This window comes from Paenibacillus sp. FSL R7-0273, assembly GCF_000758625.1.
Taxonomy (GTDB): domain Bacteria; phylum Bacillota; class Bacilli; order Paenibacillales; family Paenibacillaceae; genus Paenibacillus_AQ.
Window position 1 is genome coordinate 4,717,690 of record NZ_CP009283.1, and the last position, 23,862, is coordinate 4,741,551.

Annotated in this window: 22 protein-coding genes; 5 read left to right on the plus strand and 17 right to left on the minus strand. The window is 52.1% G+C overall.

What is annotated here, in order from left to right; translation table 11 throughout:
- Positions 1-188: 188 nt before the first annotated feature.
- Positions 189-794, minus strand: a complete 606-nt coding sequence (leuD, locus tag R70723_RS20270) for a 3-isopropylmalate dehydratase small subunit (RefSeq protein ID WP_039874830.1) — start codon at positions 792-794, stop codon at positions 189-191.
- Between the two features lie 33 nt (positions 795-827).
- Positions 828-2,252 carry a 3-isopropylmalate dehydratase large subunit gene (gene leuC, locus R70723_RS20275; protein WP_039874832.1) on the minus strand — a complete coding sequence of 475 codons (1,425 nt, stop codon included), beginning with the start codon at positions 2,250-2,252 and terminating at the stop codon, positions 828-830.
- 236 nt (positions 2,253-2,488) lie between these two features.
- On the opposite strand from leuC, the gene R70723_RS32225 reads away from it, so the two are divergent.
- The gene (locus tag R70723_RS32225) at positions 2,489-3,052 is read left to right on the plus strand and encodes a hypothetical protein (RefSeq protein WP_052421402.1); all 564 of its coding nucleotides are present in this window, start codon (positions 2,489-2,491) and stop codon (positions 3,050-3,052) included.
- An 83-nt stretch (positions 3,053-3,135) separates the two neighbouring features.
- Positions 3,136-4,047 (plus strand): LysR family transcriptional regulator, encoded by a 912-nt coding sequence (locus R70723_RS20285; RefSeq protein ID WP_039874834.1) that lies wholly within the window; start codon positions 3,136-3,138, stop codon positions 4,045-4,047.
- A gap of 149 nt (positions 4,048-4,196) precedes the next feature.
- Here R70723_RS20285 and R70723_RS20290 read toward each other — a convergent pair whose 3' ends face one another.
- A complete protein-coding gene (locus tag R70723_RS20290; protein ID WP_039874836.1) occupies positions 4,197-4,394 on the minus strand; it encodes a hypothetical protein in 198 nt (65 codons plus the stop codon).
- A 438-nt stretch (positions 4,395-4,832) separates the two neighbouring features.
- On the opposite strand from R70723_RS20290, the gene proB reads away from it, so the two are divergent.
- The 3 genes from proB to proC all read left to right on the plus strand — a co-directional run bounded on the left by proB (position 4,833) and on the right by proC (position 8,252).
- Positions 4,833-5,936 carry a glutamate 5-kinase gene (proB, locus tag R70723_RS20295; RefSeq protein ID WP_039874837.1) on the plus strand — a complete coding sequence of 368 codons (1,104 nt, stop codon included), beginning with the start codon at positions 4,833-4,835 and terminating at the stop codon, positions 5,934-5,936.
- 82 nt (positions 5,937-6,018) lie between these two features.
- Positions 6,019-7,266: a glutamate-5-semialdehyde dehydrogenase gene (locus tag R70723_RS20300; protein ID WP_039874839.1), complete on the plus strand. Its 1,248-nt coding sequence runs from the start codon at positions 6,019-6,021 to the stop codon at positions 7,264-7,266.
- A 110-nt stretch (positions 7,267-7,376) separates the two neighbouring features.
- Complete coding sequence (gene proC, locus R70723_RS20305; RefSeq protein WP_039874840.1) at positions 7,377-8,252, plus strand: pyrroline-5-carboxylate reductase; 876 nt, start codon at positions 7,377-7,379, stop codon at positions 8,250-8,252.
- A 415-nt stretch (positions 8,253-8,667) separates the two neighbouring features.
- Here proC and R70723_RS20310 read toward each other — a convergent pair whose 3' ends face one another.
- The 14 genes from R70723_RS20310 to panC form a co-directional block, all read right to left on the minus strand.
- A complete protein-coding gene (locus tag R70723_RS20310) occupies positions 8,668-9,183 on the minus strand; it encodes a hypothetical protein (RefSeq protein WP_039874844.1) in 516 nt (171 codons plus the stop codon).
- A gap of 303 nt (positions 9,184-9,486) precedes the next feature.
- Positions 9,487-10,218, minus strand: a complete 732-nt coding sequence (locus tag R70723_RS20315; protein WP_039874847.1) for a DnaD domain protein — start codon at positions 10,216-10,218, stop codon at positions 9,487-9,489.
- 22 nt (positions 10,219-10,240) lie between these two features.
- On the minus strand, positions 10,241-11,536 hold the full coding sequence (asnS, locus tag R70723_RS20320) for an asparagine--tRNA ligase (protein WP_039874850.1): 1,296 nt from the start codon (positions 11,534-11,536) through the stop codon (positions 10,241-10,243).
- A 21-nt stretch (positions 11,537-11,557) separates the two neighbouring features.
- Complete coding sequence (locus tag R70723_RS20325) at positions 11,558-12,766, minus strand: acetate/propionate family kinase (protein WP_039874852.1); 1,209 nt, start codon at positions 12,764-12,766, stop codon at positions 11,558-11,560.
- Positions 12,763-13,635: a 3-hydroxyacyl-CoA dehydrogenase family protein gene (locus R70723_RS20330; RefSeq protein WP_039874855.1), complete on the minus strand. Its 873-nt coding sequence runs from the start codon at positions 13,633-13,635 to the stop codon at positions 12,763-12,765. The genes R70723_RS20325 and R70723_RS20330 overlap by 4 nt, the downstream gene beginning before the upstream one ends.
- A gap of 133 nt (positions 13,636-13,768) precedes the next feature.
- Positions 13,769-15,271 carry an AAA family ATPase gene (locus tag R70723_RS20335; RefSeq protein WP_039874859.1) on the minus strand — a complete coding sequence of 501 codons (1,503 nt, stop codon included), beginning with the start codon at positions 15,269-15,271 and terminating at the stop codon, positions 13,769-13,771.
- On the minus strand, positions 15,264-15,806 hold the full coding sequence (locus R70723_RS20340; protein WP_039874861.1) for a hypothetical protein: 543 nt from the start codon (positions 15,804-15,806) through the stop codon (positions 15,264-15,266). Before R70723_RS20340 ends, R70723_RS20335 begins: the two co-directional genes overlap by 8 nt.
- A gap of 458 nt (positions 15,807-16,264) precedes the next feature.
- The gene (locus R70723_RS20345) at positions 16,265-16,783 is read right to left on the minus strand and encodes a cell wall elongation regulator TseB-like domain-containing protein (protein ID WP_039874864.1); all 519 of its coding nucleotides are present in this window, start codon (positions 16,781-16,783) and stop codon (positions 16,265-16,267) included.
- A gap of 65 nt (positions 16,784-16,848) precedes the next feature.
- Positions 16,849-18,150 (minus strand): amidohydrolase, encoded by a 1,302-nt coding sequence (locus R70723_RS20350; protein ID WP_039874866.1) that lies wholly within the window; start codon positions 18,148-18,150, stop codon positions 16,849-16,851.
- Complete coding sequence (locus R70723_RS20355) at positions 18,137-18,790, minus strand: redox-sensing transcriptional repressor Rex (protein WP_039874869.1); 654 nt, start codon at positions 18,788-18,790, stop codon at positions 18,137-18,139. Before R70723_RS20355 ends, R70723_RS20350 begins: the two co-directional genes overlap by 14 nt.
- Positions 18,791-18,911: 121 nt before the next feature.
- Positions 18,912-21,770 (minus strand): ATP-dependent DNA helicase DinG, encoded by a 2,859-nt coding sequence (gene dinG / locus R70723_RS20360; RefSeq protein ID WP_039874873.1) that lies wholly within the window; start codon positions 21,768-21,770, stop codon positions 18,912-18,914.
- A 114-nt stretch (positions 21,771-21,884) separates the two neighbouring features.
- Positions 21,885-22,526: a tetratricopeptide repeat protein gene (locus R70723_RS20365; protein WP_039874876.1), complete on the minus strand. Its 642-nt coding sequence runs from the start codon at positions 22,524-22,526 to the stop codon at positions 21,885-21,887.
- Between the two features lie 114 nt (positions 22,527-22,640).
- Positions 22,641-23,024: an aspartate 1-decarboxylase gene (gene panD / locus R70723_RS20370; protein ID WP_039874878.1), complete on the minus strand. Its 384-nt coding sequence runs from the start codon at positions 23,022-23,024 to the stop codon at positions 22,641-22,643.
- On the minus strand, positions 23,017-23,859 hold the full coding sequence (gene panC / locus R70723_RS20375) for a pantoate--beta-alanine ligase (protein ID WP_372238243.1): 843 nt from the start codon (positions 23,857-23,859) through the stop codon (positions 23,017-23,019). The genes panD and panC overlap by 8 nt, the downstream gene beginning before the upstream one ends.
- Between the last annotated feature and the right edge of the window lie 3 nt (positions 23,860-23,862).

Genomic DNA, 23,862 nt, shown 5'->3' on the forward strand with positions numbered 1-23,862 from the left:
CCTTACTCTCCCTTTTGGCAAATAATAGTTACTACTAAAAACACAGATAATGATTAGACGACAGAAATCCCCAAAAGTTGCCTGCAAAGGCAATGAATATATCGATTATAGCAAAAAAACTTCTATCTCCGGTACACGGAAATAGAAGTTTTGTGTAAAATTTGTAAAGTTTAAGGTTACTCTTGTCTTTATCTGGCGAACAGCTTCGCAGCATGACGCTCTTCATAGGCTGCAATCTCATCTGCATGCTTGAGGGTAAGACCGATATCGTCCAGACCCTGCAGCAGGAACTGGCGGCGGTGCTCATCCAGCTCGAAGCTGATGCTCAGCCCGTAATCATCGCTCAGCGTGTTAGCTTCCAGATCCACATTCAGCTTATAGCCTTCGTGCTCTGCTGTGCGGTTAAAGAGCTCATCCACCTGGGCTTCCGACAGCTTAATCGGCAGAATGCCGTTCTTGAAGCAGTTATTATAGAAAATGTCGGCATAAGACGGTGCAATAACCACTCTGAAGCCGTAATCCATAATCGCCCATGGCGCATGCTCCCGGGAGGAGCCGCAGCCGAAGTTGGCACGGGAGATCAGCACGGAGGCTCCCTCATAACGCGGCTTATTCATTTCAAAGGCAGGATTGTCGTTGCCTTCTTCATCAAAACGCCATTCGTAGAAGAGGAACTGGCCGAAGCCGGTCCGTTCAATCCGCTTCAGGAACTGCTTTGGAATAATAGCATCCGTATCTACATTTACCCGGTCAACCGGGGCAACGATTCCGTTTATTTTTTTGAAAGCTTCCATATTGTTATTTCCTCCCGCTCTCTCTCAAAGTTTCTATGCGTTGACGGCTTCCGTCTTGTAGTTCCAGTCACGTACATCAGTAAACCGGCCTTTGATGGCAGCGGCAGCGGCCATTGCCGGGGATACAAGGTGCGTACGTCCTCCGCGTCCCTGGCGGCCTTCAAAGTTACGGTTGGAGGTTGAGGCACAGCGCTGTCCGGGCTGGAGAACGTCAGGGTTCATCGCCAGGCACATACTGCAGCCTGCTTCACGCCATTCAAAGCCCGCTTCGGTAAACACCTTGTCGAGACCTTCCTTCTCCGCCTGCATTTTGACGCGTCCGGAGCCTGGAACTACAATTGCAGTAACTTTGTCAGATACCTTGTGGCCTTTGGCTACCTGTGCAGCAGCCCGCAGATCCTCGATCCGGCCGTTGGTGCAGGAGCCGATAAAGACATAGTCAATGCCGATTTCGGACATCGGGGTGCCGGGTGCCAGATCCATATATTCAAGCGCCTTTTCAGCAGCCTTGCGTTCATTTTCGGTAGTGAAATCCGCCGGATTAGGCACGCTGGAGCTGATGTCCGTACCCATACCCGGGCTTGTGCCCCAGGTTACCTGCGGGATCAGTGTTTCTACATCAAACTCAACAACTGTATCATATTGCGCACCTTCATCACTCACCAGTGCTCTCCATGCAGCAACGGCAGAGTCAAAAGCTTCACCTTGGGGTACATATTCACGTCCGCGCAGATATTCAAAGGTTGTATCATCCGGAGCAATCAATCCTGCTCTCGCTCCGCCTTCAATCGACATATTGCAGACGGTCATGCGTTCTTCCATCGACAGCTCACGGATCGCTTCACCGGTGTACTCGATAACATATCCGGTTGCAAAATCAGTGCCGTATTTGGCAATAACGCCGAGAATCATATCCTTCGCAGTAACGCCGGGATTGCGGCTGCCGGTAAAGCGGACTTCCATCGTTTTGGCCTTGGACTGCTGCAGACACTGGGTAGCGAGCACATGCTCAACTTCACTTGTACCGATACCGAAGGCCAGAGCGCCGAAAGCGCCGTGTGTCGAGGTATGGCTGTCTCCGCAGACAATTGTTTTACCCGGGTGGGTCAGACCGATTTCCGGCCCCATAACGTGTACGACGCCCTGGTCAATATCATTCAGGTCAAACAGTCTGACGCCGAAATCGCGGCAGTTCTGTGACAGCGTGTCAATCTGCTGCTTGGAGATCGGGTCCTTAATATTGAAACGGTCCTTCGTCGGAACGTTGTGGTCCATCGTTGCAAAGGTAAGCTCCGGACGGCGGACCTTGCGGCCGCTCAGGCGGAGGCCTTCAAAAGCCTGCGGGGAAGTAACCTCGTGCACCAGATGCAGATCGATATAAATGATGCTTGGCTTGCCTTCCTCAGAATGAATAACGTGATTGTCCCAGATTTTCTCAAACATTGTCTTGTTGCTCATGATTTCACCTCATTAGTAGAATCGTTCATTGGAAGAGAGTGTGGAGTCTCTCTTGAATGCTCTAAATATAACACCGCCGTGTTTATAATTCCAAGATATGATTTCTATAAAACTAATAGCCAGTGCTTATAAGCAGCTTAGGCTGGTTAAGCTGGTTAGAGGCTGTTTTTGTATTCACTCTCAAGTCTGATAGAATCAGTTAGACCCTATTATTAGACAGATCAGGAGGAAGACTTATGAAGAAACCATTTTATAAAAGCTGGCTGTTCTGGGTAGCTGTAGTTGTGCTGGGCAGTATCATCGGGCAGATTGCCGCAAGGAATCAGCCGGATGGCCAGGCAGATCCTGCTGCCACGCAGCAAGCACAGCAAACGGCACCTGCAGGCACTTCTGCTGCAGAACCGGCGGCCGGGAATCCCTCCGTCAGCTGGGAATCTGCAATCAAGCAAATCGCCCAGTCTGATACAGAGCCTGCTCAAAAGGCTGACGCTGTGGAAGTTTTGGCCAAGTCCTACTCTCCTTCTCCTGAAGAACTGACGGACTTTGAATCGCAAGTGGTTGAAGAGTACAATGCCGGGAATTATCTGGCCCATATCGAGGACGCGGAGTACATGCTGACCAATCTCTTCAAGGCTGTTGTTGTTGAGGGCAAGCATACGGACGGGGAGCCGATTAAGGAATTCGCTTTTGATTTCTACCAAAATACCAAGAATACCTACCGCGGTGCTGATGCTGTTGACGGTGACTCTGTCAAAGCGAACGAAGCGCAGATGGATAAGGCACTTGCCGAAATGAAATAAGAGGACCCTACGGGGTTCTCTATATTAAAAAGACCACTTATAGGCTATACTTATAAGTATTATAAGTATACAAGGGGTACATTATGGAATTAAGACAATTGCAATACGCGCTGCAAATAGCGGCAGAACGCAACTTCTCGCGGGCTGCCGAGAAATTGCACGTGGCCCAGCCCTCGCTCAGCCAGCAGCTGTCCAAGCTGGAGAAGGAGCTTGGCGTAATGCTGTTTCAGCGCAATACCAGCTCCGTAGAGCTTACGCATGCCGGAGAACGGTTCGTAGAGCAGGCAGAAGTGATTCTGGGTGCGGTTGAGCTGCTGCGCCAGGAAATGTCGGATATTTCACAGCTGCGAACCGGACGTGTCGTTGTGGGCAGCATGCCGATTACCGGCGCGCATCTTCTGCCCCACGTGCTGCCTGTATTCAAACAGAACTATGCAGAGGTTGAGATTTCATTGCTTGAGGATTCTTCAATGAATCTTGAAAAGCTGACCGCCAGCGGCCAGACAGACTTAAGCCTGCTATCACTTCCGCTGGAGATTCCGACCCTGGCGTATGAGGTGCTCGGGGAGGAACGGATCGATCTGGCTGTTCCTCCGGACCATCCGCTGGCCCTGCGCAAAAAGGAAGGGATACGGACCTCGCTTGAGGAGCTGAAGGACGAGCCGTTCATCGTGCTCAAGGAAGGCCAGGGCTTCCGCAAAATGACTATGGAGCTCTGCCGCAAAGCCGGCTTTGAGCCGCGGGTCGTCTTTCAGAGCAACAATATGGAGACAATTCAGTCACTGGTTGCTACCGGGATGGGCGTTACCCTGGTGCCGCATTTCATCGCCCGTGCACCGCGCAGTGAATTTGTTCCCGTCTACCTGCCCTTGGCTGAGCCGGTGCCGAGCCGTACGCTGGTCATCGCCTACCGCAGGGGCCGCTATTTATCCAAGGCTGCAGAGGTGTTTATTGAAACGTTCAAGAACACCGTTGCCGGACTGGCGGAAGCGTAAAACTGTTCGTTCAACAAAGCCCGACACAAAGAAAGGCTGCCGGACCTTCGCTTATCAGCGGAAGTCCGGCAGCCTTTTGTGCTCTTTATATTCTTTTGGCAAACTCATATCATCCGGGTATTATTGTATAAGCTCCACCTGCATCATCACTACATCTGCCGGTTATGCTGAGTAATCATCCTGTTCTGGTTATCCGGCATTCGGGCTGTGCTCTCATCAACCGGTCCCTTGGTTCTAACGTCAGCTGCGCGTTCCTCCACAAAATCCCGGATAGCCTGATTCTGAAATTCCGCCGCCTCTTTGGCATTTTCGCTCTGCTCCTGCGCGGATTTGTTGTCTTTACTCAAGTGGATGCACCTCCTGGTAACAGATTATAAATACTTTACCCGATCCCCCCGGGGATAAACATCATATTCCGCTAATGCTGCAACGCATAAAAATATTCCTGACAACTCCCTTTGCAAACCGCACACCGCCATGGTATTCTAATTGTCAAATAGTGAAACGTGCAGACGGGACCAGTAAGAAATGCTATAGCCGTGAGCAGAGAGTAAATTCCGGAAGGCTGAGAGAATTTACCGCGGTTGATATTTCTGAAGCCTACCCCCGAGCGGCCTGCCCCTGCAGGACGGATACTCCCGTTACGAGAATGAAGTCGGATGATCCCTCATCAATGAAGGTGGTACCGCGGAAGTTAACCATGCTTTCGTCCTTTGCGCAAGTCTTAGGATGGGGGCTTTTTGTCGTTTTCAGATGTTCAATTCTAAAGGGGAAGTGAAGATAAAGTGGCAACACGTATTGTAGTCAAAATCGGCAGCAGCTCGCTGACCGGACCTGAGGGCGGCTTAAACCGCGAAGCCGTAGCGTTCTTTGCCGCCGAGCTTGCCGCACTGCGGCAGGCCGGCTGTGAGGTGCTGCTGGTAACCTCCGGGGCAGTGGCTGCCGGATTCCGCGGCATTGGGTATATAGCCCGGCCGAAGCTGCTGCATGAGAAGCAGGCTGCAGCCGCGGTCGGACAGGTGATGCTGATGCAGGCATACCAGGAGGCTTTTGCACAGCATGGTCTGCCGACCGCACAGATCCTGCTGACCCGCACAGATTTCTGCAGCCGCCGGGCGATGAACAATGCCATGATGACGGTAGAGGAACTGCTCAGACAGGGTGCAATCCCTATTTTTAATGAAAATGACACCGTATCAGTGGATGAGCTCAAATTCGGGGATAATGATACCCTGTCGGCGCTCGTCGCCAATCTGCTCAAGGCCTCGCACCTGCTGCTGCTCACCGACATGGACGGACTGTACAGCGGAGATCCGCGCAAGACCCCTGATGCAATCCGCTTCAGCCGGGTGCAGGAGATCACACCTGAAATCTATGCTTATGCGGGCGGAGCCGGCTCCAGTGTCGGCACAGGCGGAATGCGCTCCAAAATTGACGCTGCCAAAATCGCCACCCGGGGAGGCGTGCCGGTGTTCATCGGACGGGCATCCGAACCAGGCGATCTGGCCCTGGCCGCGGCCGGAGACGGCAGAGGAACTTATTTTGATACTACCCTTTCCTCCCTGCCGGTCAAAAAGCAATGGTTAGGATTTATGTCAACACCGCTCGGCTCCCTGTATGTGGATGACGGAGCGGTAGAGGCCCTGCTGCACGGCGGGCATAGCCTGCTGCCGGTTGGCGTTAGACGGATTGAAGGCAGCTTCCACTCGGGGGATGTTGTTGAGGTTCTTGGACCGGATGCAACCCTGTTGGGCCGGGGCATTGTCAACTATGATGATACCCAGCTCCGCAGTATTCAGGGCTTGCCCAGCCGGGAGATTGTTCCAAAGCTCGGTGAAGTTCATCGGCTTGAGGTTATACACCGGGATGAATGGATAACGCTGCGTTAAGAGAGCTAACAGCAGACTCATAGAGCTGTCATCCGAATTGAGAAGATTATTTAACATAGACCACTATCCAGGAGGGAACGTTATGAGTGAAGTTGTAAACAAGGCATCCCGGGCTAAAGAAACTACGGGAGTACTGGCAGGACTAACCACCGGCCAGAAAAATGAGGCGCTGCTTGTCATGGCCGACGCACTGCGGCAGGAGGCACAGTCCATTATTGCTGCTAACGCGGAGGATCTGGAGCGCGGTCGTCAAGCCGGAACTCCGGAGTCTATGCTCGACCGCCTGGCACTGGATATCAGCCGGATCGATGCCATTGCAGAAGGCCTGCAGCAAATTGCTGTTCTGCCTGATCCGGTCGGAGATACACTTGAGACCTTTGAGCGTCCGAACGGCCTTTCGATCGAAAAAATCCGTGTACCGCTCGGCGTAATAGGCATTATCTATGAAGCCCGCCCGAATGTAACGGTAGATGCTGCCGGTCTTTGCCTGAAGACAGGCAATGCCGTAGTTTTACGCGGGGGCTCTTCTGCCCTCTCCTCAAACCGGCGGATTGTTGAAGTGCTGCATACTGCTCTGGCGAAAACGTCCCTGCCTCCCGGCGCCCTCCAGCTGATCGAGGATCCGAACCGTTCTTCCGTTGACGAGATGCTCAAGCTTAACGGCCTGCTGGATGTAATCATTCCGCGCGGGGGCAGCTCGCTGATCCAGAATGTTGTAATGAATGCCACTGTGCCTGTAATTGAAACGGGGGCAGGCATATGCCATACTTATCTGGATGCTGGATGTCAGCCGGAAATGGCCGAGCGTATCAGCCTCAATGCCAAAGCCCAGCGTCCGTCCGTCTGCAACTCTATGGAAACTCTGCTCATTCACCGTGAATACGCCGCTGAGCATCTGCCTGCGCTTGCTGAAGCCTTCCGCAAGGCGAAGGTTGAGCTGCGCGGCTGTCAGGAAACGTTAGCTCTAGTTCCATGGGCGGTACCGGTCACTGCAGCGGATTACGCAACCGAATATAATGACTATATTCTTAACATCCGGATTGTCAGCGGACTGGATGAAGCATTGGGTCACATTGCGGAGTACAGCACCAAGCATTCAGAATGTATTGTTACCGAAAATGCAGAGCACGCTGTCCGGTTCATGCAGGAGGTGGATGCCGCAGCTGTATACCATAACGCCTCAACCCGGTTCACTGACGGCTTTGAATTCGGCTTTGGCGCCGAGATCGGCATCAGCACCCAAAAGCTGCATGCGCGCGGACCGATGGGCCTGCCTGCGCTTACTTCCTGCAAATACAAAATTTACGGGACCGGCCAAATCCGGGGATAACCTTCAGTGAGGTTAAGCTCACAAAACTTAGGTCTATGCTTACGAAGTGAGTTTTGTACGCAGATCATTCAGTGAGGTTAAGCTCACAAAACTTTTAGGGGGACTCATACATGTGTCAGCAACCTTCTGCTCCGCTTATTAAGGAGCGCATTGTCTTTTACGGTGCAGGCTCGATGGCTGAGGCCATCGTACGGGGCATGATTGCCCGCAGCGTTATTGCATCAGACAGCATCACTATGCTCAACCGCAGCAGCAGCGAGCGGCTCGCCGAGCTGCGCAGCCGTTACGGCGTACAGGCCAGCAACGATCCGCAGCAAAAAACAGAAATCCTTAAGCAGGCCCAGGTCATCGTCCTGGCAATGAAACCGAAGGATGCTGCTGAAGCACTGCGCGGCCTTGCCCCGCTGCTGTCCCCGGGACAGATTATCGTCTCTGTGATTGCCGGAATTACAATCCGCACGATTCAGGGGCTGCTCGGCACACAACAGCCGGTTGTACGCACCATGCCGAACACCTCCAGCACGATCGGGCTTGGTGCAACCGGCATCGCCTTCTCCAAGGAGGTCGATGAGGCCGGCCGCCGTCTGGGGCTGAATATATTTGAATCAGTGGGCATCACGTCCGTTATTGAGGAAGAACGGATGGAAATTCTCACCGGAATCTCCGGCAGCGGGCCTGCTTACATCTATTACATGATGGAAGCAATGACGGCTGCAGGCATCCGCGGCGGCCTGACACCTGAGCAGAGCTCGGAGCTGACTGTGCAGAGCGTACTCGGAGCTGCCCGCATGGTACAGCAGACCGGCGAGGACCCGGCTGCGCTGCGCAAAAAGGTCACTTCACCCAACGGCTCCACCCAGGCGGCGATTGAAGCGCTCGAAAAGGGTGATTTCTTCGAGACCGTTATTTCTGCAGTAAACCGCTGTGCCGAACGCTCCCGCGAGATGGGTGCCGCAGTGGAAAAAGAGCTGTTTAAGAACCAGTAGGCTTTTGACAGTCCATCTTGCCGGAACATTATCATTCGGCTGTGATGTAGACCGCGCAACACTTTATACCCGGCATATATTTATCAGCCCGCCCGCGGGACGTTGCAGTTCTTTGAGCATAAGTGTATTTTGTACAACTAAAAGTAGAGATTTTCCGCTTTTGTGTCATATAACTGCACTCCATACAACTAAAACAGCCTAATTTAGCTTAAACCACTCCATTCCGGAATTATAGCTGTATAAACTACACTTAAAAGGCGGATATGCTAGAAAACAGCTGTTTTAATTGCACAAAGTACATCTAAACGGCAGGAGCAGCATCCTAGCCACCGCCTAACCAGCAACTCCCCCGTCAGCATCCTCAAGGATGACTGGCGGGGGAGTTCTTGTATGCGGGCCCTCTATTAGTGTCAAGTTAGACAAGCGGACCTGTGAGCGCTTCATCCAGAATCAGACGGAAATGAGCCTCTTGTGCAGCATGATTTTTGATATACACCCGGTAATCCCCGTCCTCCGGCACCGTAATTGTGATTTCCCCTGTACCACCGGGAATCACTTCACTGTACACTTCATCGCTTGATACGGACAAAATGCCGATTTCAAGCTTATTTCCCTCGTCTGATTCTACTTTCATAACCAGAACATCACCTTGTTTTTTGTTCATAACTGCAAAGTTTGTGCCCATTCCAGCCGACAGCCTAACGGATAGATTCTGACCATCAGTTGTGTCTATTTCACCAGTTGCGATATTGCTCTCCGCTGGCGGCGTTGTTGCCGGATTACGGATTGGTTCAGTTTGTTCTACGGCAGAATTTACGGCAGCCTGCCCCGCACCGTCTTCTGAGTCTCCCATTATAACTGCGACAATTGCGGTAATGCCGAGTACAACAGCTACAGCAGCCAATGTGATAGCTATACCTTTTATCCGCATAATTAGTCCCTCCATATCAGTAACGAAAAATAGTAAGCCGCAGTCAGCATAACCTGAACATCCGTTCCATTCTGCAATAGTTAAATTTTACCTTCTCCCCCTTTTCCCCGCAAGCTTGTCTTTCTTACTTGTCCTGCGCTTTAAAAAAACAGATGGTACTTGCACCATTCTGCTTACACAATTCTGTAGGAGGAGCTACACAATTCTGGCATACTGCTTACAAAAAATGTGGCGGGTGCTTACAAAAAACAAAAAAGCCTGCCAGCTTGGTTTCCCAAGCCAGCAGGCTTTGCATAATAACCATCATCTTCCGCCGCCCCGGAATTTCTGGTTATAGTTCTTAACGTCCTGGGCGTTCTTCACCCGGTTACGTGACCACTCCAGCAGGATTCGGTCGATATAACGGAAATGAACCTTGCCGGCAAAGACGGATTCTTTCAGTGCCAGCAGGATAAGCTCCTCCGGATACCGGTCCTGATCAACCCAGCCGGAGATCGTCTCGCATTCCATCGGGGACAGGGGACGGCCGAATTCCTTTTCGAAGATGCTGAACAGATTGCGGCTCTCAGACTCTACAGCCGCAGCTCCAGCTGAGTTTACGCCAATCCTTGATCCAGCATACCCGGAATGATTAGTACCGGCAGGCTTGCCGCTAGCAGCCTCTTGTGCGGCTTCAGCCAGGACAACCCCCAGCTTATTGAACAGTCCGGTAAAGTTGTACTGCTCATAATGAAAATCTCTCAACTCGTCATTTGTTCCGTCAATGCTGATAAAGCCTTCCTTCATCAGCTTCTGCAGCTCTCCGGCAATTGCGGATATGCTCCGGCCGGTCACAGTTTGCAGATCCTCCAGCGACGGGAACTCAATGCCCTCCACCTGCCGGAAAGACAGCAGGTGGATGAGCAGCATGGCTTCTTCGCCGCTGAGATTCAGCTTCCGGTAATATTTTAAGAGTGCATAAGGAATGACGGCCATCCCGTGCTGAAGGCCAAAAGCTGCGCCCTCACCCCAGGTATTCCATCCTTTGCCGTCCATGCTTCTGCCCCTTTCACTTTATTTACGGGTACAGACGGTACAGTGTACGCGGGAACGGAATGGTTTCACGTACATGATCCAGACCGCAAATCCAGGCTACAGTACGCTCAAGTCCCAGACCGAAGCCGGAGTGAGGCACGGAGCCGTAGGTGCGCAGGTCCATATACCATTTGTAAGTATCCATAGAAAGATTGTGCTCCTTGAAGCGCTGCTCCAGTAATGCAGGATCGTCGATACGCTGCGAACCGCCGATAATCTCCCCGTAGCCTTCAGGCGCGATCATATCTGCGCAGAGTACTACCTCAGGACGCTCAGGATGCGGCTTCATATAGAACGCCTTGAAGGACGCCGGGTAATGCGTAATGAACACCGGCTTGTCGTTGGCTTCAGCAATCGCTGTCTCATGCGGTGCACCGAAGTCATCACCCCAGGCAATTTCATGGCCGTTATCGTTCAGGAACTTGATCGCATCATCATAAGTGATCCGCGGGAACGGTGCTTTAATATTCTCCAGCTTGGAGATATCGCGGCCCACCGCCTCAAGCTCGGCGCGGCAGTTCGTCAGGACGGATTGCACGATAAAGCTGATGAAATTCTCCTGTACTACAAGGCTCTCTTCATGATCAGTAAAAGCCATTTCCGGCTCGATCATCCAGAACTCAATCAGATGGCGGCGGGTCTTGGATTTCTCTGCACGGAAGGTTGGACCGAAGGAATACACCTTGCCAAGTGCCATAGCTGCAGCTTCCATATACAGCTGGCCGCTTTGTGTAAGGTAGGCATCCTCATCGAAATACTTCGTATGGAACAGGTTGGTGGTTCCTTCAGCCGAGGTTGGAGTCAGGATCGGCGGATCCACCTTGGTAAAGTCATTTTCGTTAAAGAACTGCTGAATCGCACGGATAATCTCCGCACGGATAACGAGTACCGCACGCTGCTTCGAGGAGCGAAGCCAGAGATGACGATGATCCATCAGGAAGTCAACGCCATGCTCCTTAGGGGTAATCGGATAATTCTCAGTGAGATGCAGCACTTCAATTCCGGTAACCGTCATTTCATATCCGGACTGGCTGCGCGGCTCCTCGCGGATAATGCCTGTTACATACAGCGAGCTTTCCTGGGTGAGGCTCTTGGCATCCTCCCAGACCTGCTCAGGCACTTCTGATTTCACCACAACACCCTGGATATAGCCTGTACCATCCCGAAGCTGCAGGAATTGAATTTTACCGCTGGAGCGTTTGTTGTTCACCCAACAGCCAATGACAACACTCTCTCCGACATGTTCATTCACATTCTTGATCACACTTTTGTTAGCCATGCCTAAGATCTCTCCTCTAATTTAGCCGTTAATTCCTTGCACCAGGCGATAGGTATCGCGGGCAATGACAAGCTCTTCGTTTGTCGGAACCACCAGCACCTGCACCTTGGAATCAGCTGTGGAGATGCGGCGCGGATCGCCGGAACGTACTTTGTTAGCCTCAGCATCCAGCTCGATGCCCAGGAACGTCAGATTGTTCAGTACCCGTTCACGCAGCAGTGAGGCATTCTCGCCGACACCTGCTGTGAAGACGATAATATCCACACCGTTCATAGCTGCTGCATAGGAACCGATGTATTTACGCAGACGGTATTCGTACATTTCAAAAGCAAGCGTGGAATTCGCTTCGCCCTTCTCTGCACCGTCAATAATGTCACGCATGTCGCTGCTCACGCCGGAAATAGCCAGCAGGCCGCTGTGCTTGTTCAGCATGGAGTTTACTTCGCCGACAGACAGCTCTTCCTTGTTCATAACATAAGGAACGATAGCCGGATCGAGGTCACCGCTGCGTGTACCCATCATCAGACCTTCCAGCGGGGTCATCCCCATTGAAGTGTCAACGGATACTCCGCCCTGAACCGCAGTTACGCTGGCACCGTTACCGATGTGGCAGGTAATGATCTTCAGGTCTTCCAGCGGACGGTCCAGATACTCGGCAGCAGCTTTGCTTACGAAGTCATGGGAGGTACCGTGCGCGCCGTAGCGGCGAACCTTGTATTTGTTGTACAGCACTCTAGGAATGGCGTACATATAAGCTTTTTCAGGCATAGTCTGGTGGAACGCAGTGTCAAAAATAACAGCCTGCGGAACACCCGGCATATTGATTTCTGTTGCTGTAATCCCCATTACTGCAGCAGGGTTGTGCAGCGGAGCAAGGTCGAACAATTGACGGATCTTCGATTTAGCATCGCCGCTAACCAAAGAGGATTCCTTGAAATATTCGCCCCCGTGTACTACACGGTGTCCTACAGCATTGATTTCTTCAATAGAGCTGATTACACCATGCTCGCTGTCAGTCAGGCAGGCAAGCACCTTGCGGATAGCCGTGTTGTGCTCCAGAATTTCGCTGACCTCGGTTACTTCCTGCTTGCCGGTCGGCTTGTGGGTCAGAATGGAGGAATCCATCCCGATGCGCTCTACCAGCCCTTTGGCCAGCACAGATTCATCAGTCATATTGTACAGCTGATATTTCAAAGAGGAACTTCCGGAGTTGATTACTAAAACGTTCATATACGGTCACCATCCTTGTCATACTTGAAGAAGCCTTCGCCGGATTTTGCACCCAGTTGTCCTGCACGCACCATTTTTCTGAGAATGGTGGACGGGCGGTATTTCAGCTCGCCGTATTCCCGGAACATGTTCTCAAGTGCGGCAAGTACGGAGTCCAGACCGAAGCGGTCAGCCATCTCAAGCGGCCCGTGCTGGAACTGGTAGCCGATACGCATTGCGTCATCGATATCCTCAGGAGAAGCAACACCCTCCTGCAGAACATGCATAGCCTCGTTAATGAACAGGCAAATTAGGCGTGAAGTTACAAATCCCGGGGATTCATAAATCATTACGCCCTTCTTCTCAACGATTTCATCAACAAAGGTTTTGGTATCTTCAAAGGTGCTGTCAGAGGTTTTCAGACCGCGCACAATTTCAACAAGATCTACCTTGCCGACAGGATGTATGAAATGCATGCCGATAACGCGTTCCGGATACATTGTAGAGCTGGCAAGCTCAGTCAAGCTGAGGGTAGAAGTGTTGCTGGCCAGAATAATGTGGCTTGGACATACCTGGTCAAGCTGGTTAAACACTTTTTGTTTATCTTCCAGATCTTCAGTAATGGTTTCAATCACCATGTCGCAGGAGCTGAGCTCGGCAAAATGTGTAACTTTCTGGATACGGCTCAGAATCAGCTTCTTCTCAGCCTGTGTAATTGCCCATTTCTCCAATTGCTTGTCGAGATTTGTCTCGATCATTTCATAGGAGTAGTCCAGTCTTTCTGCGTTTTTCTCCACCAGTAATACATCAAGACCTTTGGCTGCCAGCATTTCGGCAATCCCCTGTCCCATTGTGCCACCGCCGATGACACCGATCTTTTTAAACTTCATGTAAAAGTCTCCATCCTTTCAGGTATCTATACTTTTGTATTGTACCTTGTCTGTCGAAAAAAAATATATGGCCCGACATATAATAATATCTTAGCATGTCTGAAAAGTAAAAAAAAATAACCGGCATAAATATTTATGCCGGTAATTTTACACTGTCACTAAATTGACAACGAAATTGCTCTCCGGAGAGGACTTCTTCCTTCATCAGGATGTCGAGGGAGTATTCAAAAATACTACGCTGATTCTCAAGCAGCTCCCGGGTGCGGAGCATAAGCTCGTCCAGTATTTTACTGTTTTCCTTCATAAGCTCTTCAGTGGTAACCATTTGCAGATTGGCAATCCCGAGCGAGGTAAGACCCGACTTCATCATTGTCTCTACTATATTCAGCGCCTGGTCAAAATCACCGCGCGAGCCGGTGCTGCGTCCGCCGTAAAACATTTCCTCAGAGGCTGCACCCCCAAGAGCGATCATAATCTGGTCCTCCAGATAGTCTTTGGTATACAGATACTGCTCTGTCTGAGGATTATGCCGTACATAACCAAGTGCCTGGCCGCGCGGAGTCAGAGTCACCTGGCTTACGCTTCCCGGGCGCAGCAGCTCCGCCATAATCGCATGGCCCAGCTCGTGGATCGCCACCCGCCGCTTCTCCTCCTGGTTGGTTTCGCGGTCCGTCTTCTCGCCCATCATAACCTTGTCGATCGCCGAGGATAAATGGCGCTGCTCCACCTCGGTCAGGTTTTCACGCATCATATAAATCGCCGCTTCGTTCATCACGCTCTCCAGCTGGGCGCCGGAGAAGCCGTAAGCTTCCTCGGCAATTTTGTCCAGATCGACTGCAGCATGCAGCGGCTTGTTCTTGGCATGGAGATCAAGGATGGACTTGCGGCCCTTCTTGTCGGGCATATCCACCTGAATATGGCGGTCAAACCGGCCCGGACGCAGCAGTGCTGAATCCAGCATTTCCTTGCGGTTCGTTGCAGCAACCAGCAGGATACGCGGCGTATCGTTATTATAGATCCCGTCCATCTCGGTCAGCAGCTGATTCAAGGTCTGGTCGTATTCCCGCTGCTGTCCGCCTTCGCGCTTGCCGCCGATAACATCAATTTCATCAATAAAAATAATGGCGCTCTGCTTATTTTCCTTAACAGCACGGGTACGGGCATCCTTGAACAAATCACGGATACGTCCGGCCCCGACACCTACATACATTTCCACAAATTCACTGCCTGATGCTGCAACAAAGACGGAGTTGGTATAATGTGCCGCAGCCTTTGCCATCAGTGTCTTCCCTGTTCCCGGAGGGCCTGTCAGCAGAATCCCTTTAAGCGGGCGGATGCCGAACTTGCTGATCTCCTCATGCCGGATCAGGAAATCAAGCGCTTCGCGCAGCTCCTGCTTCGCGTTATCCTGACCGCCGATCTCTTCAAAGGTAAGCTTGGCCGGACCGTTCTTCTTGCGCTTCTTGTCTGCCCCGGCGTTAACAGTAAGTCCTCCGCGCAGATGGGCAATCACCAGCAGGGCCGCGACCATGCCGGCCGCAATGATGACCGGAAAGATATTAATTCCGACAAAAGCCATAAAGATCAGCAGCACCGGAGCAAAGCCGGCGAGAATTTCCTTCCAGTACTTAGGCATTATTCCACACTCCCATCGACCCGGGAACCCGCGGTAAAATAATAAATTTGCTCTGTTTACCGTCGCTCAGGCTCACGTAGACGTTATTGTCATCAATTTCGGTCGTAGCTGTCACATCTTTATACTCGGTGTTTTGAGTTCTGAGTCCGTCCAGCTTAGCCGGAATCAGTGTATACTTGCGGCTTTCCATCGCTTCTGCAACAGAAAACATCGCCTTTTCCCAATAAGCATCGAGCAGGTCGCTGGAGTTCTGGTCCACATCAAGCTTCAGTGTCCGGCCGCCCATGGCCGATTTGCCTTCGGTGTTTACAAACTGTACAAGCTCACGTAATTTGGTTCCCGGCTCAAGCTCGAGTTTCAAAGTGACCTCATTGCGGTTAATACTAATATGTGATTCATTGACTCCTTCATAGGATGATACAATCTTCTGCAGCGGCTCCTGCACAGCAAACTGACGGTAGGCGTACCAGCCTCCAAACAGCAGCGCAGCAGACAACAAAGACGTTAACAGCACTGGCATAAGACGTAATTTCAAGAAACGTCCTCCTCTCAGATGTAAGCCAATCAATATATTAAAAGTTAAGATAGCATGTCTAGCGTTCTTTCATAAGACCGGCATGCTCTTTGGCATGTCTTAAGTACAAGCATTAGTATATCATATGTGTATATACGATTCCGCAAAAAATTGTGAATATATTTAAAATTTTTGGTACTAATTTTTGGATATTCCTGCTTGGCTTCTTTTTCATATCGGCAAAAAAGACATGAATGATGAGCTCATTCATGTCTTTTCTTTGTACAATCAGCCTGCTTTCCCCAGCATCACTGGAATCCGCCCGGGCATAAAGACGTATAATCTTTACATTTGGCAGCTTGCTATATTATTTATATATCATAACAGGCATATCCCGCCATATACGAATATCTGATTAACAAAACAAAGCAGCAGGCAGACCATTACGTCTACCCGCTGCTTTTGCCATTTGTGCCGTCTTATTTGCTAGGCAGGCTGTATCCTTCCCCGATTGCCGTAGCGTCGGCAAAACGGTAGAAACGGTAATAATACCGGCCATCCTGCTTGTAAAAGACCTGCCAGGCATATTCCCCGTTAAATACGCCGGGCAGAAGCCGCCGGATATTGGCACCCGGCAGCTCCGCAGCAAGCTTGTCCTGCATCTGCTGCTCTGAAGTGCCGCTGGCCAGCTCGGCAGCATAAATATCGTTGTCGCCCCCTGCCGGCTTACCGTCAAGTGTAAAGCGGACCCAGACCATCAGCTTGGTTCCGGCCTCATTGGTGCCTGTAAGCACCCAATAAGACGAGTTTTCGTCCCAGACAGACTTCTGGGCCTTGGTCACTTCAGTCAGCCCTGCACGGGCTCTGGCCACTTCCTTGGCCGCGCTGCGCTCAGCCCACTGGTCCTTCATAATATAGGCATAGAACTGCCCGAGTCCGAACAAAAGGAGCAGTACCGCACTGACCGCCAGCGGAAGCCATTTTTTCCTTTTCCTCAAAGCGCAGCTCCCTTTCCTCTATAAAACTCTGTACGCCAACGGATTACCCGTAGCAGCGTAATACATTACCGCTTGAGCAGGCTTTCAAAGGTTTCCTGCGCCTTCCGACGGATTTCCTCTTCGTCCAGCGTCAGGCACTGGCCGTGCTTCACAACCTGCTTACCGTTAACCCAGACATGCTCTACATCCTTTGCACTGGCCGAATATACAGCATGTGAGAGCAGGTCGGAATGCGGCAGCAGGTGCGGCTGGTCAATATCAATCGCAATAAAGTCCGCCTTCATCCCTGCAGCCAGACGGCCGACATTGTTCAGGTAGATCGAGGCCGCCCCGTATTCTGTCGCCATCAGCAGCGCTTCCGGTGCAGGAACAGCCGTCGGATCACCGCTGACCCCTTTATGGATCAGTGCCGCCAGCCGCATCTCCTCAAACATATCCAGATTGTTGTTGCTGGCTGCCCCGTCGGTGCCGAGCGAGACCTTGACTCCTGCCTTCAGCAGCTCAGGCACACGGGCAACTCCGCTCGCCAGCTTCAGGTTACTGCCCGGATTATGAGATACTCCGACATTGTATTTGGCCAGAATTTCAATTTCTTCATCATTCAGATGGACGCCGTGGGCAATCAGGGAAGGGCGGGTGAACATACCCAGCTTTTCCAGATGCGCAACCGGACGAAGACCGTAATCTGCTACATTCTGTTCCACTTCATGACGTGTCTCGGACATATGGGTATGCATCGGCAGATCCAGATCATGGGCTGCCTGTACAAACTTCATGAAGAAGTCCGGCGGACAGGTGTATGGAGCATGCGGCGAGAGCATGGCTGTAATTCTGCCGTCCGCTTTGCCGTGCCAGTTACGCGCAAACTCCACAGCTTCCGCGAGCTTCTGGTTCTGCACATCCTCAGGGCACAGGCCGATGGCGCCGCGCATAAGTACTCCGCGGATACCAGACTGCTCTGTAACCTCTGCCACCCGGTCCATGTGATCATACATGTCCAGGAAGGTTGTAGTTCCGCCCTTCAGCATTTCAAGCACAGACAAGGCGGTTCCCCAGTACACATCATCGCCAGTAAACTTCGCTTCCATCGGCCACATCTTTTCCTGCAGCCAGCTCTGAAGCACCATATCGTCACCATATCCGCGCAGCAGCGACATCGCCGCATGGCCATGGGTGTTGACCAGTCCCGGCATGAACAGCAGACGGCTGCCATCGACCGTCAGGACGCCTTCTCCGGCCGCAGGCTTATCTTCCCCTATGTAAGTGATCAGATCGTCCTCTATCATCATATAACCGCTCAGCACAGGCTGAATGGAGCCGGGTACCAGAAACCGCCCGCCCTCGATTATCGTTTTATTGCTGTTCATCTTTAACTTCTTCCTTTCCGTCATGCAAATAATAGGCAAGGCTCTGCAGATCCGTTGTAAAGTCAGCCGCATGAATGCGGATGGACGACGGTGTCTTCAGAATAACCGGCGCAAAATTAAGAATGGCCTCAATGCCCGATTCCACCAGAATATCAGCAACATTTTGCGCTTCGCTGTCCGGTACGGTTATGATGCCGATCCGGATTCCCTGCTCACGGATGGTCCGTCCAAGCTCCTCCATCGGCTGAACCGTCAGGGAGTTGATCTTCTGGCCCACCTTGGGTGCATAGGAGTCGAATACTGCAGTAATTTTCATTGTATCCTTAAGGTAAGCATTGTAATTCGAAAGGGCATGGCCCAGGTTACCGGCCCCGACCAGAGCTACGTTGATCTGCTGGTCCAGCTTGAGGATGTGACGGATTTTTTCGATCAGATAGGATACATCATAGCCGATGCCCTTCCGGCCAAAATCTCCAAAATAAGCGAGATCCTTACGGATCTGCGCCGGATTAAGATCCAGCTTCTGTCCCAGCTCCTGGGAAGAAACGGTTGCAATTTCGCGCTTCTGGAGATCATTCAGGAAACGCAGGTACACAGGGAGCCTGCGGACGACAGCCTCCGATATTTTGTCCGATTTCATGTCTTCTCCTCCTAAATTTTAGTATAACTCTGCTGTGTATGAAATCCGCAACCATCTCCCTCATCTATTCACAGGAGGCGGTTGCGGCACTAGACAAATATTAGATAATGACGTAAAAAGGTTATGAAATACCGCCTTCCAGCCATTCCTCGATTCTCGGAACCATCTGGTCGGTCAGCATATGCTCCATCTTGGGACCCGGCAGCGAATACAGGAAATACTTCCCGTAATAAGACTCTATTACCCTGGTATCATATACAATGACAATTCCCCGATCCTGGGCGGTGCGAACCAGCCTGCCAAAGCCCTGCTTGAAGCGGATAACCGCCTGCGGCACTGACAGCTTCATGAACGGATTCTTCTTCTGGGCCTGAAGCAGCTCCGACTTCGCTTCTGCAAGCGGATGGTTCGGCGGCTGGAACGGCAGCCTGACTATCGCCAGGCAGGTCAGCGCATCTCCGGGAATATCCACACCCTCCCAGAAGCTGCTCGTGCCAAGCAGAACAGCTGCAGGGCTGTCCTGGAAGCGGCGGATCAGCTTGCTGCGGCTGCCCCCCTCCACTCCTTGTCCCAGCACTGCGATGTCTTCAGTAGCCAGCGCTTCCTTGAGCGGGTCGTAGACCTGCCTCAGCATTTTGTAGGAGGTGAACAGCACCAGCATGCGCCCTTTGGTTGCCACTGCAGCCTCAGCAAGCGAGTGCACAAGCCGGTCAACAAACCTGGCATCGCCTACACTGCCCTTCACACTAGGAAAATCCCGAGGTATTACAAGCAGCGCCTGCTCGCGGTAATTAAACGGTGAAGGCAGCAGTGCGGTCATCAGCCTGTCCTGCTCTACAGCCTCTCCCAGGCCGAGATTATCTATCATGAACTGGAAGGATTTATCTACAGACAGGGTGGCCGAGGTCAGCGTTATACTCTTCTTCTTATCGAAGAACAGCTCTTTGAGCTGGGTGCTGACATCCACCGGAACAGCATACAGCTGCAGGGATTTACCGCGGTAGTTGCTACTGCCCTCCATCCAGTACACAATATTCTCGTCATTCAGGCCCATGAAGAAGCGGATCTGCTCACGTATGGAGGCCAGGTCCTTAAACAGTCCGCCGATGTCAGTCACCAGACTGTCCGAGGAGGACTGGCTGTCCGTATCGCGCATTTCGCTGAGCATCTTGTCGCCTCTGCGGATAATATCACTAAGGCTGAGATTCAGGGTGTTCTCCAGGGCCGCCAGCTCTTCCCAGTCCCTTGGCTTCTTGCCGGGATGCAGCCGCGACACCAGCTGTCCGGCTTCACCGGCAGCCGCATCGCTGCGGTCAGGCAGCAGTCCGAACAGCTTATCGCTGAGCACATCCCATGTCTCCTTAACGGTCAGCAGATCAGGATAGATCCGGTCAATGACACCGCTCCATTCAGAGGCCTGTTCGCTTCCTGAAGACTGCAGGGTCTGGCGCAGCGCCGGCAGCTGTCCGTTCCGGCTGTCCTTATACAGCCGTGTCAGGGTATGGGCTACCGTGAAATACTTCATCTGCATACCCAGATGCTTGCCCGCCACGTCCTCCAGATGATGGGCCTCATCTATGACAAGATGCTCATACGCGGGCAGCAGCTGATGTCCGGCCTTCACATCAGCAAACAGCTTGGAGTGATTCGTGATAACGACATCGGCAATGCCCGCTTCATGCTTGGCCCGGTGATAGTAGCATTTCCGGAACCAGGGGCAGGCTCTGCCAAGACAGGAATCCGTATCGCTGGCAACACTCTCCCAGAAATCGCCGCCCCGGCCGCTGAGGTTCAGCTCCTCATCGTCGCCGGACTGCGTCTGGGTGAGCCAGACCAGCATCTGAGCTGCCGTAAGCGATTCTTCCCTGGTGCTTACAAAGTCTTTATTGTTTATTTTATGTTCAAACTTGCGCAGACACAAATAGTGCCCTCTTCCCTTAAAGACGGCAGCTTTGAATGCAAAGGGAACCACAGTAGTCAGCAGGGGGATGTCGCGCTCACGCAGCTGATCCTGCAGATTGATAGTATGGGTGCTGACCATCACCTTCTGGTCTGTCCGCACACTATGGTAAATAGCCGGCAGCAGGTAGCCCAGCGATTTGCCGGTGCCGGTGCCCGCTTCAATCAGCAGATGCTTCTCCTCCTGAAGGGCTGTCTTTACTTCGCCAATCATAATCTCCTGTGCTTCCCGTGCTTCATACTGGGGTAAGGTATCCTTCAGCCTGGTCGTTACCTCGGCCATGTAATCCTCAAAGGATACATTCTCCAAAGGATTGCCGGAACCCTCCTCGCGCGGCGGAGCAAGCTCATTCCAGTCGCCGACGGCCAGTGCCAGCTGACGGTGAAAGGTCAGCTCGCCCTCGGGCTGGAAGGTCTCCATCTCCCGTTCACGCAGCAGTCCGTCGAAATACCAGGCCAGATCGCTGTCTTCACCAGCGAACAGCTCATTCAGCCGCTGAATGGTCAGCAGCGGCAGGCTGTACAGCTCGTCCAGACATTTAAGCAGTACAAGCGCTGTGGCCAGCGCATCACTGTCTGCCTGATGCGGCCGCTCATGCGTCAGTCCAAAATGTCCGCTGACAGCACCGAGCTGGTACGTGGACAGCGATGGAAAGCATATTTTGAGAAAATCAATCGTATCGAGAATTCTCCCCTGAAACGGCAGATAACCGCAGCGGTCCAGGGCATTCTGTAAAAAGTGAAAATCAAAAGCGACGTTATGCCCTACAAGCACAACATCGTCCAGCAGCGGGACCAGCTCCATCATCATTTCGTCCAGCTCCGGCGCATCTGCAACATCTGCATCGGTAATGCCGGTCAAGCCTGTAATAAAAGGAGGAATCGGTGTTCCGGGCTTGACATAGGACCCATATACCCGGGAAACAGACCGGTCTTCTTCTATAATGGCAAGGCCAACCTGGATGATCTCACCCACAGATTGGGTTCCCGTAGTTTCAAAATCAAGCACGGCAAATTTCATTGTAAGTTCTATTCCCTTTCACTTGAGACTCCATATCAGCATAACAGAAGTTACGTAAAAAGGCGATGCAAGCCGCTTGTCAAGTGGATGCATCGCCTAAATAATGGGCTATGATTACAGAAGCGAAACAAGCTGATCCCCAAACTGGAGCTTCCCGCCTTTTTTGCGGCAGACCTCAAGGTTGAGATTCGGCTCCGGCAGGGCCGGGTCGTGCTGCAGAGATAAACCAAACAGCTCACTCGCCTCAAGGAAGCGCTCCTGGGAGGCCCTGATGCAGCCGAGGGCATTATAGATCATTGCCTTGAGCTTGCTCTCCCGGATCAGGGTAAGCATATGGTTCAGGTGACTCCAGGCCGTCTCACCGTCACCCTCCTGCAAATAAGCCATTGCCAGATACAGGCGGGCAGCAAGGCTGTCCGGATACCTCCTGATTACCTCCTGAAACTGCTGGATGCATTTGCCGTACATCAGCAGCTTGTAATAGCCCTGACCCCGGACAAAGGAATCCATGGCAAGCTCAGGAGCCTCCTGCGGCGCAGCCTCTTCCTCCGGCTCAAGCTGACAATCCGTCTGCTCCCGGAACTCACTCAGCTTCTCGGCAAAGGCCAGCCATTCATCCATTACTCGGTCGCTGAGCCTGTGAAGCATGTTGTACTTGCGGATCAGATCATTCCGGTATTCCCCCTCCGCAGAGGGGTAGTCGCGGGCAATCTCCTGGAGCATCTTGTTCATCTCAGCAAATAAATGTTGAAACATCGGGCCATCCCCCTTTACTGAACATGAAATCAGCCTAAGCTTGCCTGCCTTCATTTTTCGCAAAGTGGGGGCCGTTCATCCCTGCCATTGATTACATGATCCGCTGCAGCCGCCTCAGGCGATCGTTGCGTGAATCTCATGGTCAGCCAGCTTGACCGGCTTATTGTCACCATCTACAAATACAACCGTCGGCTTGTGGCCGGCCAGCTCTTCTGAGGATAACATGGCATAAGAAATAATAATCACTGTATCTCCGGGCTGTACCAGACGGGCTGCTGCCCCGTTCAGACAGATGACGCCGCTGCCGCGCGGTCCGGGAATAACATACGTTTCCAGACGGGAGCCGTTGTTGTTGTCAACAATCTGCACCTTCTCGTTCTCCAGCAGGTCGGCCGCCTCCATCAGATCCTCATCAATCGTAATGCTGCCAACATAGTTAAGATTAGCCTCAGTCACTGTCGCGCGGTGGATTTTGGATTTCATCATATGTCTAAACAAGGGCGGGAGCCTCCTTTGGAATAAATACATTATTGTCAATCAGCCGGGTTCTGCCGAATTTGACTGCCAGCGCAATGATAATTTCACTGCCGGAGGCAGTAAGCAGGGAGCCTGATTCCAAGGTCTCCAGATCCGGGAAGGTCAGAATTTCAACATAATCGATCACGGCTAGCGGTGCAGCCGATATTTCAGATACTAGAAGCGCCCGGGCTTCATCCGCAGTACGCACTGTACCCTCATCCATTGCCTGGCGCACAGTCTTCAGTGAACGGGACAGCACAAGCGCCTGGCTGCGTTCTTCTGCTGACAGATAGACATTGCGTGAGCTGAGCGCCAGCCCGTCATTTTCGCGGATGATCGGACAGGCAATAATTTCTACATTCATATTGAGGTCGGATACCATCCGGCGAAGCACTGCCACCTGCTGGGCATCCTTAAGCCCGAAGAATGCATAATCAGGCTGGACCATATTAAACAGCTTGTTAACAACAGTGGTTACACCGTCGAAATGGCCGGGCCGGGAAGCGCCGCAGAGTCTTGTAGTCAGTGAGGAGACAGCGATCCTGGTAAGAGTCTGCTGCGGATACATTTCCTCCACGCTTGGAATAAAAACAATATCTGCACCTTCGCGTTCGGCAAGCTCCAGATCACGTGCTTCATCACGCGGATAGGAGGCATAATCTTCATTCGGGCCGAATTGCAGCGGATTGACAAAAATGCTCATCACCACCGTATTGCTCTTCTCACCGGCCTTGCGCAGCAGACTGGCATGTCCTTCATGAAGATAACCCATAGTCGGCACAAACCCGATCGGGGTATGCCCCCCCTGACGCATATA

What these genes read in the sequence shown, in the direction of transcription:
- leuC (WP_039874832.1), bottom strand. Translation starts at nt 2,252, where the DNA reads ATGAGCAACAAGACAATGTTTGAGAAAATCTGGGACAATCACGTTATT.
- R70723_RS20285 (WP_039874834.1), top strand. Translation starts at nt 3,136, where the DNA reads ATGGAATTAAGACAATTGCAATACGCGCTGCAAATAGCGGCAGAACGC.
- leuD (WP_039874830.1), bottom strand. Translation starts at nt 794, where the DNA reads ATGGAAGCTTTCAAAAAAATAAACGGAATCGTTGCCCCGGTTGACCGG.
- R70723_RS20330 (WP_039874855.1), bottom strand. Translation starts at nt 13,635, where the DNA reads ATGAAGTTTAAAAAGATCGGTGTCATCGGCGGTGGCACAATGGGACAG.
- R70723_RS20325 (WP_039874852.1), bottom strand. Translation starts at nt 12,766, where the DNA reads ATGAACGTTTTAGTAATCAACTCCGGAAGTTCCTCTTTGAAATATCAG.
- R70723_RS20365 (WP_039874876.1), bottom strand. Translation starts at nt 22,526, where the DNA reads ATGTTTCAACATTTATTTGCTGAGATGAACAAGATGCTCCAGGAGATT.
- R70723_RS20355 (WP_039874869.1), bottom strand. Translation starts at nt 18,790, where the DNA reads ATGAAATCGGACAAAATATCGGAGGCTGTCGTCCGCAGGCTCCCTGTG.
- R70723_RS20300 (WP_039874839.1), top strand. Translation starts at nt 6,019, where the DNA reads ATGAGTGAAGTTGTAAACAAGGCATCCCGGGCTAAAGAAACTACGGGA.
- R70723_RS32225 (WP_052421402.1), top strand. Translation starts at nt 2,489, where the DNA reads ATGAAGAAACCATTTTATAAAAGCTGGCTGTTCTGGGTAGCTGTAGTT.
- R70723_RS20310 (WP_039874844.1), bottom strand. Translation starts at nt 9,183, where the DNA reads ATGCGGATAAAAGGTATAGCTATCACATTGGCTGCTGTAGCTGTTGTA.
- R70723_RS20350 (WP_039874866.1), bottom strand. Translation starts at nt 18,150, where the DNA reads ATGAACAGCAATAAAACGATAATCGAGGGCGGGCGGTTTCTGGTACCC.
- R70723_RS20335 (WP_039874859.1), bottom strand. Translation starts at nt 15,271, where the DNA reads ATGCCTAAGTACTGGAAGGAAATTCTCGCCGGCTTTGCTCCGGTGCTG.
- asnS (WP_039874850.1), bottom strand. Translation starts at nt 11,536, where the DNA reads ATGGCTAACAAAAGTGTGATCAAGAATGTGAATGAACATGTCGGAGAG.
- panC (WP_372238243.1), bottom strand. Translation starts at nt 23,859, where the DNA reads ATGCGTCAGGGGGGGCATACCCCGATCGGGTTTGTGCCGACTATGGGT.
- proC (WP_039874840.1), top strand. Translation starts at nt 7,377, where the DNA reads ATGTGTCAGCAACCTTCTGCTCCGCTTATTAAGGAGCGCATTGTCTTT.
- R70723_RS20315 (WP_039874847.1), bottom strand. Translation starts at nt 10,218, where the DNA reads ATGGACGGCAAAGGATGGAATACCTGGGGTGAGGGCGCAGCTTTTGGC.
- dinG (WP_039874873.1), bottom strand. Translation starts at nt 21,770, where the DNA reads ATGAAATTTGCCGTGCTTGATTTTGAAACTACGGGAACCCAATCTGTG.